This is a genomic window from Inquilinus ginsengisoli (assembly GCF_050434925.1).
In the GTDB taxonomy this organism is placed as follows: domain Bacteria; phylum Pseudomonadota; class Alphaproteobacteria; order DSM-16000; family Inquilinaceae; genus Inquilinus; species Inquilinus ginsengisoli_B.
In genome coordinates this window covers 2,393,017-2,407,559 of sequence record NZ_JBNDJK010000001.1, presented here as the reverse complement: position 1 = coordinate 2,407,559, position 14,543 = coordinate 2,393,017, and the positions used below count along the sequence as shown (strand labels likewise).

Annotated in this window: 12 protein-coding genes; 8 read left to right on the top strand and 4 right to left on the bottom strand. The window is 67.7% G+C overall.

Annotated elements, in window-relative coordinates; genetic code table 11:
• Positions 1–39 precede the first annotated feature (39 nt).
• Both ltrA and QFZ27_RS11510 read right to left on the bottom strand, forming a co-directional pair.
• Positions 40–1,416: a group II intron reverse transcriptase/maturase gene (ltrA, locus tag QFZ27_RS11515; RefSeq protein WP_429226502.1), complete on the bottom strand. Its 1,377-nt coding sequence runs from the start codon at positions 1,414–1,416 to the stop codon at positions 40–42.
• 470 nt (positions 1,417–1,886) lie between these two features.
• On the bottom strand, positions 1,887–2,396 hold the full coding sequence (locus tag QFZ27_RS11510; protein WP_429226501.1) for a sigma-70 family RNA polymerase sigma factor: 510 nt from the start codon (positions 2,394–2,396) through the stop codon (positions 1,887–1,889).
• 667 nt (positions 2,397–3,063) lie between these two features.
• On the opposite strand from QFZ27_RS11510, the gene QFZ27_RS11505 reads away from it, so the two are divergent.
• The 5 genes from QFZ27_RS11505 to QFZ27_RS11485 all read left to right on the top strand — a co-directional run bounded on the left by QFZ27_RS11505 (position 3,064) and on the right by QFZ27_RS11485 (position 8,351).
• On the top strand, positions 3,064–4,335 hold the full coding sequence (locus tag QFZ27_RS11505) for an ABC transporter substrate-binding protein (RefSeq protein ID WP_429226500.1): 1,272 nt from the start codon (positions 3,064–3,066) through the stop codon (positions 4,333–4,335).
• A gap of 67 nt (positions 4,336–4,402) precedes the next feature.
• Positions 4,403–5,323 (top strand): carbohydrate ABC transporter permease, encoded by a 921-nt coding sequence (locus QFZ27_RS11500; protein ID WP_429226499.1) that lies wholly within the window; start codon positions 4,403–4,405, stop codon positions 5,321–5,323.
• A gap of 10 nt (positions 5,324–5,333) precedes the next feature.
• The gene (locus QFZ27_RS11495) at positions 5,334–6,209 is read left to right on the top strand and encodes a carbohydrate ABC transporter permease (protein ID WP_429232443.1); all 876 of its coding nucleotides are present in this window, start codon (positions 5,334–5,336) and stop codon (positions 6,207–6,209) included.
• A gap of 7 nt (positions 6,210–6,216) precedes the next feature.
• The gene (locus tag QFZ27_RS11490; RefSeq protein WP_429226498.1) at positions 6,217–7,332 is read left to right on the top strand and encodes an ABC transporter ATP-binding protein; all 1,116 of its coding nucleotides are present in this window, start codon (positions 6,217–6,219) and stop codon (positions 7,330–7,332) included.
• Positions 7,329–8,351 (top strand): Gfo/Idh/MocA family oxidoreductase, encoded by a 1,023-nt coding sequence (locus tag QFZ27_RS11485; RefSeq protein WP_429226497.1) that lies wholly within the window; start codon positions 7,329–7,331, stop codon positions 8,349–8,351. The genes QFZ27_RS11490 and QFZ27_RS11485 overlap by 4 nt, the downstream gene beginning before the upstream one ends.
• Positions 8,352–8,500: 149 nt before the next feature.
• Here QFZ27_RS11485 and QFZ27_RS11480 read toward each other — a convergent pair whose 3' ends face one another.
• Positions 8,501–9,523, bottom strand: coding sequence for a LacI family DNA-binding transcriptional regulator (locus QFZ27_RS11480; RefSeq protein ID WP_429226495.1), 1,023 nt, complete (start codon positions 9,521–9,523; stop codon positions 8,501–8,503).
• A gap of 121 nt (positions 9,524–9,644) precedes the next feature.
• Between QFZ27_RS11480 and QFZ27_RS11475 the strand changes: the two genes are divergently transcribed.
• The 3 genes from QFZ27_RS11475 to QFZ27_RS11465 all read left to right on the top strand — a co-directional run bounded on the left by QFZ27_RS11475 (position 9,645) and on the right by QFZ27_RS11465 (position 12,879).
• Complete coding sequence (locus QFZ27_RS11475; RefSeq protein WP_429226493.1) at positions 9,645–10,520, top strand: phytanoyl-CoA dioxygenase family protein; 876 nt, start codon at positions 9,645–9,647, stop codon at positions 10,518–10,520.
• 90 nt (positions 10,521–10,610) lie between these two features.
• Positions 10,611–11,987, top strand: a complete 1,377-nt coding sequence (locus QFZ27_RS11470) for an MFS transporter (RefSeq protein WP_429226491.1) — start codon at positions 10,611–10,613, stop codon at positions 11,985–11,987.
• Between the two features lie 40 nt (positions 11,988–12,027).
• The gene (locus QFZ27_RS11465) at positions 12,028–12,879 is read left to right on the top strand and encodes a sugar phosphate isomerase/epimerase family protein (protein ID WP_429226490.1); all 852 of its coding nucleotides are present in this window, start codon (positions 12,028–12,030) and stop codon (positions 12,877–12,879) included.
• A 155-nt stretch (positions 12,880–13,034) separates the two neighbouring features.
• Here the strand turns inward: QFZ27_RS11465 and QFZ27_RS11460 are convergent, their stop codons facing one another.
• Positions 13,035–14,225 carry a phosphatidylserine decarboxylase gene (locus QFZ27_RS11460; protein WP_429226489.1) on the bottom strand — a complete coding sequence of 397 codons (1,191 nt, stop codon included), beginning with the start codon at positions 14,223–14,225 and terminating at the stop codon, positions 13,035–13,037.
• Positions 14,226–14,543: the final 318 nt, after the last annotated feature.

Below are 14,543 nucleotides of genomic sequence, written 5' to 3'. Positions count from 1 at the left end.
CCACCGGACGTACGGGTCCGTATCCGGCGGTTCGGCGGATTAAGCGGGGAGCGGGTTGGCGATGGAGGCGAGACCGATGGACTGAAGTGCGGCGGTGGGGAGTGCAATGGTGAGCGCGGGGCTGTTGCTGAGCCGCCAGGGGCCGTGTGGGCTGCCGGCGGTCTGGGCCGCCAGATCCCGGCCGACGCCGTGGCGTCGCAGCTCGGCAAAGCGCTTGGGTCCGCGCTTCCATTGCTTCCAGGCGATGGCGCGGAGCCGCCGCCTGGTCCACTGGTCGAGTGCGCGCAGCACCGACGGGGTCTGGCAGAAGCCGAAGTAGCCGCGCCACCCGATCAGGTAGACGGACAGCTCCTCGATGATCTGCTTGAGGCTGTCGCCGCGGGTGCGCCGCGTCAGGACCCGGACCTTCGCCTTGAAGCGGTCGATGGCCTTCGGCGCGATCCGGCGCCGCGGCTCTCTTCCGCCGGTGAAGCTGAAGCCCAGGAACTTGCGGGCGCTCGGTTTGGCGACCGCGCTCTTGGCCCTGTTGACCTTCAGCTTGAGCCGCTTGGCCAGGAACCGCTCGATGCCGGCCATCACCCGTTCGCCCGCCTGCTGGCTGCGCACATAGATGTTGCAGTCGTCGGCGTAGCGGACGAAGCGATGGCCGCGCTTCTCCAGCTCCTGGTCCAGAACGTCCAGCATCAGGTTCGACAACAGCGGCGAGAGCGGTCCGCCTTGCGGCGTCCCCTCCTCCGTCGGGCCGACGAAGCCGCCCTCCAGCACGCCCGCGGTCAGAAAGCCGCGGATCAGCTTCAGGAGGCACTTGTCGGCCACCCGCTTGGCCACCAGCCCCATCAGGATACTGTGGTTGACCCGATCGAGGAACTTCTCCAGGTCGAGATCCACCACCACGCCGTAGCCGGACGCAATATAGGTCTGCGCCCGGGCCACCGCCTGATGCGCCGAGCGCCCCGGCCGGAAGCCGAAGCTGGCCTCGGAGAACGTCGGGTCCCAGTCCGCCTGCAGCGCCTGCATCACCGCCTGCTGGATGAAGCGGTCGAGCACCGTCGGGATGCCGAGCGGCCTCACGCCACCCGACGCCTTCGGGATCTCCACCCGCCGCACCGGCTGCGGCTTGTAGGTGCCGTTGATCAGCTGAGCCCGGATCGCGGGCCAATGCCGCTTCAGGTGGGCCGGCAGATCGTCGACACCCATGCCGTCGACCCCCGCCGCACCCTTGTTGCGCCGCACTCGTGCCAGCGCCGTCTTCAGGTTCTCTCGGTCAAGGATGATCTCCATCGACGGTCCCGCGACCGCCGGGCGTTCGAGGCTGGCTCTCGCCGCGCGAGCTTCGGTCGCCTGGGCCGCAAGGCTCGGGGCTTCACCCTCCGCCGAGGGGCCCAGGGTCAGCTTGCTCTGATCTTTCTGCCGCATGGCTCGCTCGAGATCGCCGCTCTACTGGCCTCTTCCACCGTTCGGGCCTTCGGCGGCAACCGCCGCCTACTATGCCCTCAGCTGACTTCTGCGCCGCGGTCAGGCGGCCTTGCGGCCACCTCAGTCCCGAGGGACACGGCGCAGACCTCCCGAGGTAAGACCGACCGCCTTCACCGCACGCCCGCCGGATTTACCACCCCGGCCATTGATGGCCCTGGACTTCGCGATCAACGGCTCGCTCGTCCGGCCGGGTAGGCCTCATATCCGGTTCTTGTCCATCGGGCCGCGGCTTTGCTCCACGCTTCCTTCAGACCCCGCCTCGCGGCGACGCCCTTGCGCTTCGATAGTCCTTCACCGCCATCAGGCTGGACAGAGGACTTCCACCTCCAAGCTGTCAGTCATGCTCGGCACACCGCAGAAAGGGCGCCGCGGGGGCGCCCTTCTTTCATCACAATCGCTGCCAGGTCCGGTCAGTGCACGCCGCTGAGCTGCCGCAGGCTCTGCCGCGCCCGGCCGAGGCGGGACCGGATGGTGCCGACCGGGACGCCGAGCGTGGTGGCCGCCTCGTCATAGGAGGCGCCGCCGACCGCGACGACCTCGAGCACCTCGCGATGATCATGGCTGAGGCGCGGCCAGGACGCCTGAACCCGGGAGATCTCCACCCGCTGCTCCTGATTGACCGGAACCGCGATCTCGCAATCCTCGATCGGGAACTGGCTGGTGGCGCGCTTGGCCGGGCCGACGAATTTCGACAGGAAGATGCGGCGCATCATCACCACCATCCAGGCCATCAGGTTGGTGCCGGGCTGCCAGAGGTGGAACTTGCAGTAGGCGCGCATCATCGTCTCCTGCAGCAGATCCTCCGCATCCACCGGATCCCGGGTCAGCGAGGCCGCGTAGCGCCGGAGGTCCGGCATCCGCGGCGACACCAGGGACGTGAAGTCGGCGGTCGAGGCTCCTTCGATCGTGTTCGTCATCATCTCCCACCCTTTCATGCCCGTGGCCGTCGGCGCGGGCAAAGTCTCTCCGTCTCCGGACTCGAGGCCTTCGGCCTCCGGTCCGGATGATGCGCAATGATCGGAGGATCATTGCCGCTTCGTTGTGAACTGGTGATGAAACGTCCAACTACTTTCCATGTTCCGACAAAATTCGGCCGAAAATTCGCGGCGGCGACAGACATTCGTCCGGCATACACCATCGGGTACGCTGCACAGTGCCGTTCCGCTTCGCCGCCCTAACATTTGATAAGGGATAAAATAGTTTGCCGTCTCTGGCGGTTACATCATTTGTTAGTCTGCTTACTGAGATCGCGGCGAGCTGGAGGTCGTCATACTTGGCAGTGCGGCGGATATGGCCCTCGATCGGGACTTGTCCGGAAGCCATTGCCGCAGCCCGGCGCACAACCGCGTCTCGCGCCTGGAGAAGCCCTCCCGATTGACTGAGCTTCGGGCCGTAACATTCGTCAGACAAAGGGATTCCGGCTTCCGCAGCCCCGGCCGCTTGGCGTATTGAGACATTACGCCGCCGGACCGTTTGGTTCGGCTGGATCGTCGAGGTTCGGGCCTGGACCCACCAAATCCGCCGCGTTCGACGGCGGAGAGTGCCTGCGCGTTTCGCATGGGCATCGAACAGGAGAAGGCATAGGGAATGCTCAAGACATATTTGACGGCGACGGCGGCGAGCCTGCTGGCTCTGACCGCTGCGGCCTATGCCCCCTCCGCGGCCGCGCAGGCCAAGGAGGAGGTCGAGGTGATGCATTGGTGGACCTCCGGCGGTGAGGCGGCCGCCCTCAACGTCCTGAAGGAGCAGCTGCAGACCGAAGGCGTGTCCTGGAAGGACGCGCCGGTAGCCGGCGGCGGTGGCGATGCGGCGATGACCGCGCTGCGGGCCCGGGTGACGGCGGGCGACAAGCCGACCTCAGTGCAGCTTCTCGGCCTGTCGGTTCACGACTGGGCGGCGGAAGGCGTGCTGGCTGACCTGACCCCGCTGGCCGAGAAGGAGCACTGGGCCGACCATATCCCGCTGGCCATCCAGGCCTTCTCGACCTATGAGGGCAAATGGGTCGCGGCCCCGGTCAACATCCACCGCACCAATTGGCTGTGGATCAACAAGAAGCTGCTCGACAAGGTCGGTGGCAAGGCGCCGACCAACTGGGCCGAGTTCGAGACCCTGGCCAAGCAGTTCAAGGATGCGGGCGTCACGCCCCTGGCCCATGGCGGCCAGCCCTGGCAGGAGGCGACCACCTTCGACGCCATCGTCGTCGCCGTCGGCGGCAATGACTTCTACAAGAAAGCCTTCGTCGACCTCGACCCCGAGGCGCTGGGCAGCGACACCATGCAGAAGGCGTTCGACCAGCTGCGGGTGCTGCGCGGCTGGGTCGACCCGAACTTCTCCGGCCGCGACTGGAACCTGGCCTCGGCCATGGTGATCAACGGCGAGGCCGGCATGCAGGTGATGGGCGACTGGGCCAAGGGCGAGTTCATCAAGGCCGGGCTGAAGCCGGGCGTCGATATCGTCTGCGTGCCCTATCCGGGCAGCGAGAAGGCGTTCCTGTTCAACAGCGACCAGTTCGCCATGTTCAGCCTGGACGACAAGGCCCGGCAGGACGCGCAGCTGAAGCTGGCCAGCGCGATCGAAAGCCCGAGCTTCCAGGAGAGCTTCAACTTGGTGAAGGGGTCGATCCCGGCCAACAGCGAGGTGAAGCCGGACAAGTTCGACAGCTGCGGCCAGAAATCGATGGCCGACCGCGACGCCTTCAAGGCCACCGGTGGCATGCTGCCGAGCCTGGCGCACGGCCATGCTGCCCCGGCCGCGGTCAAGGGCGCGATCTACGACGTCGTCACCAACTTCTTCAACTCGACCCAGTCCTCCGCCGATGCGGCGAAGGCCCTGGTCGACGCGGTGGCGCTCGCCAAATGACCCGCGTGCGGGGGCCGGGCGACCGGTCCCCGCCGCCTTTTCGCCCCTGCATATTGAGGGCCTGCCGATGGCCGTGATCTCCGAGCCCGCCGCCGCGGGTCGCCGATCCCCCTTCGATTGGCTCCAGACGATCCTGCCCAAGCTCGTTCTGGCGCCGTCCTTCGCCGTGACCATCGTCTGCGTCTACGGCTTCATCCTGCTAACCATCTATCTGTCGATGTCCAGCTCGACGATGATGCCGCGCTTCGACTCCTGGGCAGGCTTTATTCAATACAAGAAGCTGTGGGCCGACCCGAAGTGGTACACATCGCTCGCCAACCTGGGGATCTACGGCGTGCTGTACATCGTGATCAGCACGGTGATGGGCCTGCTGCTAGCGATCCTGCTGGACCAGCGGATCCGGATCGAGGGGGCTCTGCGCACCATCTATCTCTACCCGATGGCAATCTCATTCATCGTCACCGGCACCGCCTGGAAGTGGATCCTCAACCCCGGCCTCGGCCTCGACAAGCTGATGCACGATCTGGGCTGGACCAGCTTCACCTTCGACTGGCTGATCAACAGCGACATGGCGATCTACACCATCGTCATCGCCGGCGTCTGGCAGTCCTCCGGCTTCGTCATGGCGATGTTCCTGGCGGGGCTGCGCGGGGTCGACAGCGACATTCTGAAGGCGGCGGCGATCGACGGTGCCACGCTGCCGCAGACCTACCGGCGGATCATCATCCCGCTGATGCGGCCGGTGTTCCTGTCGGCCTTCGTGGTCTCGGCCCATCTGGCGATCAAGAGCTTCGACCTGATCAAGGCGATGACCGACGGCGGGCCAGGCACCTCGACCTGGACACCGGCCTTCTACATGTACACGACGACCTTCACCCGCAACCAGATGGGCCTCGGCTCCGCCAGCGCCGTGATCATGCTGGCGACGATCAGCGCCATCATCGTGCCCTATCTCTATTCCGAGCTGCGGGGTGGCCGCCGTGACTGAAGCCTCGATCATGGTCCCCGGCCCGCGCACCGGCTTTCAGGTCGGGCTGCGCTGGTTGCTGTTCGCCGTTCTCGGCGTGTTCGCGCTGATCTACCTGTTCCCGCTCTTCGTCATGGTCGTGACCTCGCTGAAGACGCTGGACGAGGTGCGCGCCGGCAACCTGCTGTCGCTGCCGCGGAACCCGACGGTGGAGCCCTGGATCAGCGCTTGGGCCACGACTTGCGTCGGCCTGACCTGCGAGGGGCTGAAGGGCTATTTCCTGAACTCGATCCTGATGACGGTGCCCGCGGTGGCGATCTCCGCCGTGCTCGGGGCGCTCAACGGTTACGTCCTGACCAAGTGGCGGTTCCGCGGCGACGGCATCGTCTTCGCCCTGATCCTGTTCGGCTGCTTCATCCCGTTCCAGATCGTGCTGCTGCCGATGGCGACGACGCTCGGCTTCCTCGGCCTCGCCTCCTCCACCCCCGGGCTGATCTTCGTCCATGTGGTCTACGGCCTGTGCTTCACAACGCTGTTCTTCCGCAACTACTACGCCGCCTTCCCGAACGACCTGGTGAAGTCGGCGATGATCGACGGCGCCGGCTTCTTCCGCATCTTCTGGCGGATCCTGCTGCCGAACTCGATCCCGATCATCGTGGTCACGGTGATCTGGCAGTTCACCAACATCTGGAACGACTTCCTGTTCGGCGTGTCGTTCGCCGGCAGCGGCACCGCCATGCCGGTGACCGTGGCGCTGAACAACATCGTCAACAGCTCGACCGGCGTGAAGGAATACAACGTCCACATGGCCGCGGCGATCATCGCCGCGCTGCCGACGCTCGTCGTCTACGTGCTCGCCGGCCGCTATTTCGTGCGCGGCCTGATGGCGGGCGCGGTGAAGGGATAACCGCACCATGGCCTCACTTTCGATCCGGAACGTGATCAAGCGCTACGGCGCGATCGAGATCCTCAAGGGCATCGACATCGATGTCGGCGACGGCGAATTCCTGGTGCTGGTCGGCCCGTCCGGCTGCGGCAAGTCCACGCTCTTGAACATGATCGCCGGGCTCGACACCATCTCGGACGGCACCATCGCCATCGACGGCAGGCGGGTGAACGAGCTGCACCCGAAGGACCGCGACATCGCCATGGTGTTCCAGTCCTACGCCCTGTACCCGAACATGTCGGTCGAGCAGAACATCGGCTTCGGGCTGGAGATGCGCGGCGTGCCGAAGGAGGCGCGGACCAAGGCAATCGCCGACGTCGCCAGGCTGCTGCAGATGGAGCATCTGCTGAAGCGCAAGCCCAGCCAGCTGTCGGGCGGCCAGCGCCAGCGCGTGGCGATGGGCCGGGCGCTGGTGCGCGACCCCAAGGTGTTCCTGTTCGACGAGCCGCTGTCCAACCTCGACGCCAAGCTGAGGGTGGAGATGCGGACCGAGATCAAGAAGCTGCACCAGCGGCTGAAATCGACCATCGTCTACGTCACCCACGATCAGATCGAGGCGATGACGCTGGCCACCCGCATCGCGGTGATGCGGGCCGGCGAGCTGCAGCAACTGGGCACGCCGCGGGAGATCTACGACCGGCCGGCCAACACCTTCGTCGCCGGCTTCATGGGCTCGCCGCCGATGAACCTGATCAAGGCCAAGGTCGTGGACCACAATGGCGGTCCGCACGCCGCCATCGACCGGCTGCAGGACGGCGAGATCGTGCTGCCGCTGCCGGCCAATGACGGGCTGCGCGGCGCCGCCGGGCGCGAGATCATCCTCGGCCTGCGCCCCGAGAACATCACCGACCCGCAGGGCGCGATGGCTACCGGCCCCGGCCCGGTGCTGGAGACCGACTGCCTGATCGAGGTGACCGAGCCGACCGGCCCGGACCTGATCGCGGTGGTCGAGATGGGCGGCAAGGAGGTGCTGGCGCGCCTCAGGCCCGACGCCGAGGCCCGGGCCGGCCAGCGCAGCCGGCTGGTGTTCGACATGGGCAAGGCCGTGGTGTTCGACGCCGGCACCGAGGCGCGCATCGCATGACGCCGCTTCGTATCGGACTGATCGGCTACGGCCCCGCCGCCCGCGTCTTCCACAGGCCCCTGATCGCCGCCTGCCCCGGCACCGCGCTGGCCGCGGCGGCGGTGCGCAACCCGGAGGCGGTGACCGACGCGCCGCCCGGCCTGCCCCTCATCACCGTCGACGCCCTGCTGGCCGACTCCACGGTCGAGGCGGTGGTGGTGGCGACGCCGAGCGGCAGCCATCACGAAGTGGCCCGGCGGGCGCTGGAGGCCGGCAAGCATGTCGTGGTCGACAAGCCGGTCACGGTGACGGCGGCCGAGGCCGACGACCTGATCGCCCTGGCGGCGGAGCGGAAGCGGGTGCTGACCGTGTTCCACAACCGGCGCTGGGACGGCGATTTCCTGGCCCTGCGGGACCTGATCGCCGAGGGCCGGCTGGGCCGGGTGCTGTCCTTCGAGTCCAACTACGACCGGTTCCGGCCGACCGTGCGGGCGCGCTGGCGCGAGCAGGCGGTGCCGGGGTCGGGGCTGCACTACGATCTCGGCTCGCATCTGATCGACCAGGCGCTGGTGCTGTTCGGCCGGCCCGACTTCGTGCGGGCGGAGCTGCGCGCCATCCGCCCCGGCGCCGAGGCGGTGGACGACGCCATCTTCACCCTCGGTTTCGGCCCGGTCCGCGCCCTGCTGCGCTGCCGTATCCTGGTGGCGGAGCCCGGAGCGAGGCTGGTGGTGCAGGGCGACCGCGCCACCTTCCGCAAGCTGGAGATCGACCCGCAGGAGGACCATCTGCGCGCCGGCACGGTCCAGACCGAGCCGGAGACCGGCTGGCTGACCGTCGGGCGCGAGGCGGGCGTGCCGGAGACGCAGCGCCTGGCGATCGCGCCCGGCCGCTACGGCGCCTTCTATGCCGGCTTCGTCGCCGCCGTGCGCGACGGCGCGCCGCCGCCGGTCGACCCGCGCGACGGCCGCGACGTGGTCCGGGTGATCGAGGCCGCGATCGAGAGCTCCGCCACCGGCCGCGACGTCCGGCTGGAGTGGTAGGACTCAGAGACCATTTCGAAATGCGCTGGCGTGAGTCGGCTGGCGGTGGTTTCGAGAACCGTCGCGCAGCGGACGTTTGGGTCCGTGAGCACCGGAAGCGGAGAAACCGCCGCCAGACGGCCGCACCAGAAGCATTTCCAAACGGTTTCTCAGCTCGACTGGCGGCGGACCAGGGAGAAGCCGAGGTCGATGATCCGGCCCTCCTGCGGCCGCGCACCCTTGCCCAGCCGGGCCAGGATCAGCTCGCCGGCCCGGCGCCCCATGTCGTAGGCGGGGATCCGGACCGTGGTCAGTGCCGGCTGCAGCTGCCGGCCGATCTCGAGGTCGCCGAGGCCGACAATGGCGATGCGGCCGGGGACGCCGATGCCGCGCCGCTGGCATTCGAGCAGGCCGCCCACCGCCATGACGTCGGTGGCGAAGAAGACGCCGTCGAGGTCGGGGGCGCGCGCCAGCAGCCGGTCGAGCGAGACCCGCCCGGCCTCGATCGACAGGTCGGCCGGAGTTTCGCATTCGGGCGGGACGGCGCCGGCCTCGGCCAGGGCGGTGGCGAAGCCCGACAGCCGAGCCGCGGCCCGGCTTTCGGCCGAGCCGACGAAGGCACAGCGCCGCCGGCCGCGGCCGACCAGGTGCCGCGCCACCTCGGTGCCGGCCGCGAAGTTCGAGAAGCCGACAGCCATGTCGACCGGTTCGTCCGACAGCTCCCAGGTCTCGACCACCGGGATGTCGTCGTGCTGGCGCAGCAGGGTGCGCACCACCTCGTCCTGCACGGCGCCGACCAGCACCAGCGCGTCCGGCCGGCGCCCGACCAGGGCCCGCACCAGCTGGCGGCGCTTGTCGTCGGAATAGGCGTAGTCGCCGATCAGCAGGTGCAGGTCCGCCCTCTCGACAGCATCGGCAACGCCGCGCACGGTCTCGGAGAAGACCGAGTTGCCGATGGTCGGCACCAGCACCGCCAGGATGCCGCTGCGGCGCGAGGCCAGGCTGCTGGCCGAGAGGTTGGGGACGTAGCCCAGCGATTCGACCGCCGCCTGGATCCGGGCCAGCGTCTCCGGCGACACCTTCCCCTCGCCGCGCAGGGCGCGCGACACCGTCATCGGTGAGGTGCCCGCCAGCGCCGCCACATCCTCGATGCGCGGCTTCCGCCCTGGTTTCGATGCCGACTCGTCTCGCATGACGCAGACCTTGAAGCGAAGCGGCTGTGATTTGCAAGCCGGCCACCGGCGTTGACGATCCCGAACGGTAGCGCTACCATCCTAACACGGTAGCGCTACCGAACCCCAAGGGAGAAACGCCATGATCAAGGACGAAGAGGTCGCTGCGTATCGCAGGGACGGGGTACTGGTGGTCGAGGACGTGCTGGACGCGGCGCAGTTGGCCGAGGCCCGGCGGGTGGTGGACGAGTTCATCGCCGGATCCCGCGAGGTCACCGCGCACAATGATGTCTACGACCTGGAGCCGGGGCACACGCCCGAGGCGCCACGGGTCCGCCGGATCAAGACGCCGCACAAGCACCACCCGCTGTTCTGGGACATCGCCCGGTTGCCCCGGCTGGTGGCGATCCTGCAGCGGCTGCTGGGACCGGGCGTCCGACTGCACGGATCGAAGATCAACCTGAAGTCGCCGCAGTTCGGGTCGCCGGTCGAATGGCACCAGGACTGGGCCTTCTATCCGCACACCAATGACGACATGCTGGCCGTCGGGGTCATGCTCGACGACTGCACGGTCGAGAACGGGGCGATGCTGGTGCTGCCGGACACCCATCGCGGCCCGGTTCACGACCACCATTCCGACGGGTATTTCTGCGGCGCCATGGACCCGGAGGCCTGTGGCCTCGACTTCAGCAAGGCGGTGTCGGCGGTCGGCCGCGCCGGGTCGATGAGCTTCCACCATGTCCGAGCCGTGCACGGCTCGGCCCAGAACACGTCGGACAAGCCGCGCGTGCTGCTGCTGTACGAGTTCGCCGCCGCCGACGCCTGGCCGCTGTCGGGCGTGCCGGACCTCGCAGCCTTCGACAGCCGCCTGGTGGCCGGCGAGCCGACCATCACGCCGCGGCTGGCCGATGTGCCGGTGCGCATGCCGCTGCCGCCGGCGCCGCGCCAGGGGTCGATCTACGAGAACCAGACCACGGCCAAGTCGCGCTACTTCGCGGACCGCAAGACCGCGGCCTGAGCCCGGCCCCCGGCCTTCTCCCCGAGCGGAGGCCGGGCGGCTCGAACCATCAATAACCGGCCCGAGCCGGATCGAGGGAGAGGACGCCAAATGGGAAATGCGACCCTGCAGGAGGCGGGCGCGCCGAAGCGCAAGCTGACGCCGGTGATGGTCGCCGCGGCCGTGGGCTCGGCGCTCGAATGGTACGATTTCTTCATCTACGGCACCGCCGCCGCCCTGGTGTTCGGTGAGCTGTTCTTCCCGAAATTCGACCCCAGCACCGGCATGCTGGTGTCGCTGGCGACCTTCGGGGTGGGTTTCCTGGCCCGGCCCTTCGGCGGCCTGCTGTTCGGCCATCTCGGCGACCGCTGGGGGCGCAAGCCGGTGCTGGTCATCACCATCCTGATGGTCGGCGGCAGCACCTTCCTGATCGGCCTGCTGCCGACCTACGACCAGATCGGCCTGTGGGCGCCGCTGCTGCTGGTGCTGATGCGCCTGCTGCAGGGGCTGGGGGCCGGCGCCGAGTATGGCGGCGCGGTGCTGCTGGCGGTGGAATACGCGCCCGAGGGCCGGCGCGGCTTCTTCGGCAGCTTCGCGCCGATGGGCGTGACCATCGGCAACCTGCTGGCGGCCGGTGTGTTCGGGCTGGTCACCATGCTGCCGCATGAGGACCTGCTGGCCTGGGGTTGGCGCGTGCCGTTCCTGGTCAGCCTGCTGCTGCTGGCCTTCGGCGTGTTCATCCGCATGCGGATCGAGGAGACGCCGGTCTTCGCCGAGACGCAGGAGCGGCAGCCGCCGATCCGGGCGCCGGCCCTGGCCGCCCTGCGCCGCCACCCGCGCAACTTCGCGGTCGTGGTCGGGGCGCGGATGGCCGAGAACGGCCTGGGCTACCTGTTTCCGGTGTTCGGCCTGAGCTACATCATCAACACCCTGCACCTGCCGCGCGACGTCGCGCTGCTGGGCGTGTTCGGCGGCAACTTCGTCGAGATCTTCGGCATCCTGTTCTTCGGCTGGCTGTCGGACAAGGTCGGGCGGCGGCCGGTCTATATGGGCGGTGCGCTGTTCTCGGCGATCTTCGCCGTGCCCTTCTTCATGATGCTGAACACCGGCGACACCACCACCATCCTGCTGGCCTTCGTGCTGATCATGGGCATCGGCGGCGGCGCGATGTTCGGGCCGCAGGCCGCCTATTTCGCCGAGCTGTTCGGGCCTCGCCTGCGGTTCAGCGGCTTCGCCTTCGCGCGGGAGCTGGGGTCGATCCTGGCCGGCGGCCCCGCCCCCGCCTTGTCGGCGATGCTGGTGATCTGGTTCGGTGGCGCTCCCTGGGGCGTCGCGCTCTACGTCATCGTGCTGTCGCTGATCACCGTCGCCGCCGTCTGGTGGGGGCCGGAGACCCATGAGAGCGACCTCCGGAAGGACTACTCGACGGCAGAGGAGCGCCACCCGGCCCGGCCGCCGGCGGGTGCCGCGGCCCGGCCGACGGCGTAGCGCCGACCGCCGCCAACCGCCCTGCCGGAGGAGATGCCCCATGGCTCAACGCCTGCTGGTCCTACAGTCGCTCTGGGCGATGGAGCGCCGCCATCCGGACGGAGTCGAATGGCCGCTCGAGCGGAAGCTCGCCATGATACGCGACGCTGGTTTCGACGGGGCGGGCGTCCGCTTCGCCGACGACGCCCATGCGCGGCAGGTGACCGGCTTCCTGCGCGCGCACGGCCTGGCCTGGCAGGCCCAGTGCTATCCGGCCACGGTCGAGGATCTGCGCCCGATCCTCGACCGGGTGCAGGCGTTGGGGGCCGATCATGTCAACCTGCAGCCGGATGTGCGGCCCTACCGGCTGGAGGACGGCTTCCCCTGCATCGAGGGCTGGCGGCGCCTGGCGGCGGAGGCGGGCATCTCGGTCTACATCGAGACCCATCGGGACCGGATGACCACGGACCTGATCACCACGCTGCACCTGCTCGACCGCTTCCCCGACCTGCGCCTGACCGCGGATCTTTCGCACTACCTGCTGGGCCGGGAATTCGCCTGGCCGGTCAGCGCCGAGAACCACGCGCTGATCCATCGCATCCTGGACCACGCCTGGGCCTTCCACGGCCGGGTCGCCAGCCGGGAGCAGATCCAGCTGCAGATCAGCTTCCCGCACCACCGCGACTGGCTGGAGCTGTTCATGGGCTGGTGGGAATACGGCTTCCGGTCCTGGCGCCGCCGCGCCCCGCCGGATGCGACGCTGACCTTCCTGTGCGAGCTCGGTCCCAAGGAATATGCGATGACCGGCCCGGACGGCGCCGAGCTGTCCGACCGCTGGCAGGAGGCCCTGCTGCTGAAGGACATGATCCGGTCGCTGTGGCGGCGGATCGAGCACGAGGAGCAGGCCGGCTAGAGACCGTCTGGAAATGCGCTTGTGATACCGGCCCTTGAGATCGACCTCGCCATCTCCAGGCGCGCAGCGCCGTGGCGATCCAAGGGCGGGTACCGCTGGATCGCCACGCCCCTTCGGGGCTCGCCCTGACGGGTCTAGGTCTCAGGCCGCTAATATTATTTCGAGGTGCAGGCAGCCATCGGCATGCCGTAGTGGCGGTACTGGGTGCCGGTATCGACACGGGCCTGGGCGCCTGCCTGGAACAGCACGATGATGTCGGAACCGCCGAACAGGAAGTAGCCGAATTCGTCGCCCTTGAGCAGGCTGCTGCCCACCATAGCGGTCATCCTGACCGAGGACACCTGGGCCATCCCCACCGGAATGGCCGCAACCAGGCCGACGTCGCCGAACGGCGAATCCTTGGTGTCCAGAACGATCACTCCGCGCGCCTGGGCGAATTCGTATCCGCCCTGAGAACTGTCGGGAGCATCGAACTGGCTGCCGGACAGGTTGACGTCGAGATAGACCAGCCCCTGGATCGGGTAGCACTCGCGCACCACACCGGCGACCGGCGCGTGGAAGCGGTGATAGGAGTACGGGCCGAGAAAGTAGTGCACGAAGGTGCCGCCGGCGAACGCGCCCATGTACGCGCTGCCTTCGAGGAGGTCTTCGACGCTCGCGAATCTGTGCGTCTTCTTGACCACGATCTCGGGTATCCGCGAATTCGAGTCGATCGCATAGGTCGCCTTGTAGGTGCAGTCCGCCGGCGAGACCGTGGTGCGGTTGTCGGTCGGCGCCGCGACCGGGCGCAGGCCGGGATTGAGCTCGCGGGCGAAGAACTGGTTGAAGGTGAGCCAGCCGCTGGGCGCATTGGGGCGGCCGTCGATCATCGAATCGCCGACCGCATATTTCGGCGAGTTATCGATGAACGACTGCAATGCTTCGTCGTTGAACGATTCGGGGGTGTTCAGGAAGCTGCCCCAGGCGCGGGCGTAGTCGACCAGCCATTCGCTGAACCAGGGAATGTTCTGGACGATGGTGGTGTTGTCGGGCCCGACCTTCTGGTCGATCAGCCAGTAGAAATGGCAGAGCCTGTCATAGACCTCCTGCTGCTCGTCGGTGCCGGGTTCGGTCCAGGCCGGATCGCTGCTCTCGCGCGGAATCCAGCGCGCGAACTCGATGAGGTAGCCGACATAGGCGGAGTAGTCCTGCGGCCAGGGCAAGGCCCGGAACAGGTCGTTGTCGAGTTGCGCCCGCGCAGCCTCCCGAGCCTGCCTGAGCGACTCGGTCAGGAGGGCCAGGAAGTTGTCGTTCCCTCCCGCCTTGGACTTCAGGGCATCGATCTTGCGGGTCGAGGCGTTGATCACGGTCATGGCCATGTCCTCCCATAAAGGGGTCGATGCCGCGGGGGGCGGAAATGCAACCCCGGCCGCCAAAGAGCATCCCCGTGACGACGACGGACATCAGAAGAGTCGCAACCGCGGGCCGCTTGCAGCCGTGCCGCGTTCAAGTGTGGCCGACAGAGGCGCAAATTCTCCAGTGCGGCACGCATGTATTACGCGGCACCGATACAAAGAAGGCAGAGGAACTTAACCCTATTACAAAAAATATGACAATGACAATTTGGTTTGGATGGGTTGTTGTATTTTAGTTAAATGCCCTGTATTGTTGGTTTCCTGCGGCTG

Coding starts and splice junctions, on each gene's coding strand:
- ltrA (WP_429226502.1), bottom strand. CDS start 1,416: ATGCGGCAGAAAGATCAGAGCAAGCTGACCCTGGGCCCCTCGGCGGAG.
- QFZ27_RS11510 (WP_429226501.1), bottom strand. CDS start 2,396: ATGATGACGAACACGATCGAAGGAGCCTCGACCGCCGACTTCACGTCC.
- QFZ27_RS11505 (WP_429226500.1), top strand. CDS start 3,064: ATGCTCAAGACATATTTGACGGCGACGGCGGCGAGCCTGCTGGCTCTG.
- QFZ27_RS11500 (WP_429226499.1), top strand. CDS start 4,403: ATGGCCGTGATCTCCGAGCCCGCCGCCGCGGGTCGCCGATCCCCCTTC.
- QFZ27_RS11495 (WP_429232443.1), top strand. CDS start 5,334: ATGGTCCCCGGCCCGCGCACCGGCTTTCAGGTCGGGCTGCGCTGGTTG.
- QFZ27_RS11490 (WP_429226498.1), top strand. CDS start 6,217: ATGGCCTCACTTTCGATCCGGAACGTGATCAAGCGCTACGGCGCGATC.
- QFZ27_RS11485 (WP_429226497.1), top strand. CDS start 7,329: ATGACGCCGCTTCGTATCGGACTGATCGGCTACGGCCCCGCCGCCCGC.
- QFZ27_RS11480 (WP_429226495.1), bottom strand. CDS start 9,523: ATGCGAGACGAGTCGGCATCGAAACCAGGGCGGAAGCCGCGCATCGAG.
- QFZ27_RS11475 (WP_429226493.1), top strand. CDS start 9,645: ATGATCAAGGACGAAGAGGTCGCTGCGTATCGCAGGGACGGGGTACTG.
- QFZ27_RS11470 (WP_429226491.1), top strand. CDS start 10,611: ATGGGAAATGCGACCCTGCAGGAGGCGGGCGCGCCGAAGCGCAAGCTG.
- QFZ27_RS11465 (WP_429226490.1), top strand. CDS start 12,028: ATGGCTCAACGCCTGCTGGTCCTACAGTCGCTCTGGGCGATGGAGCGC.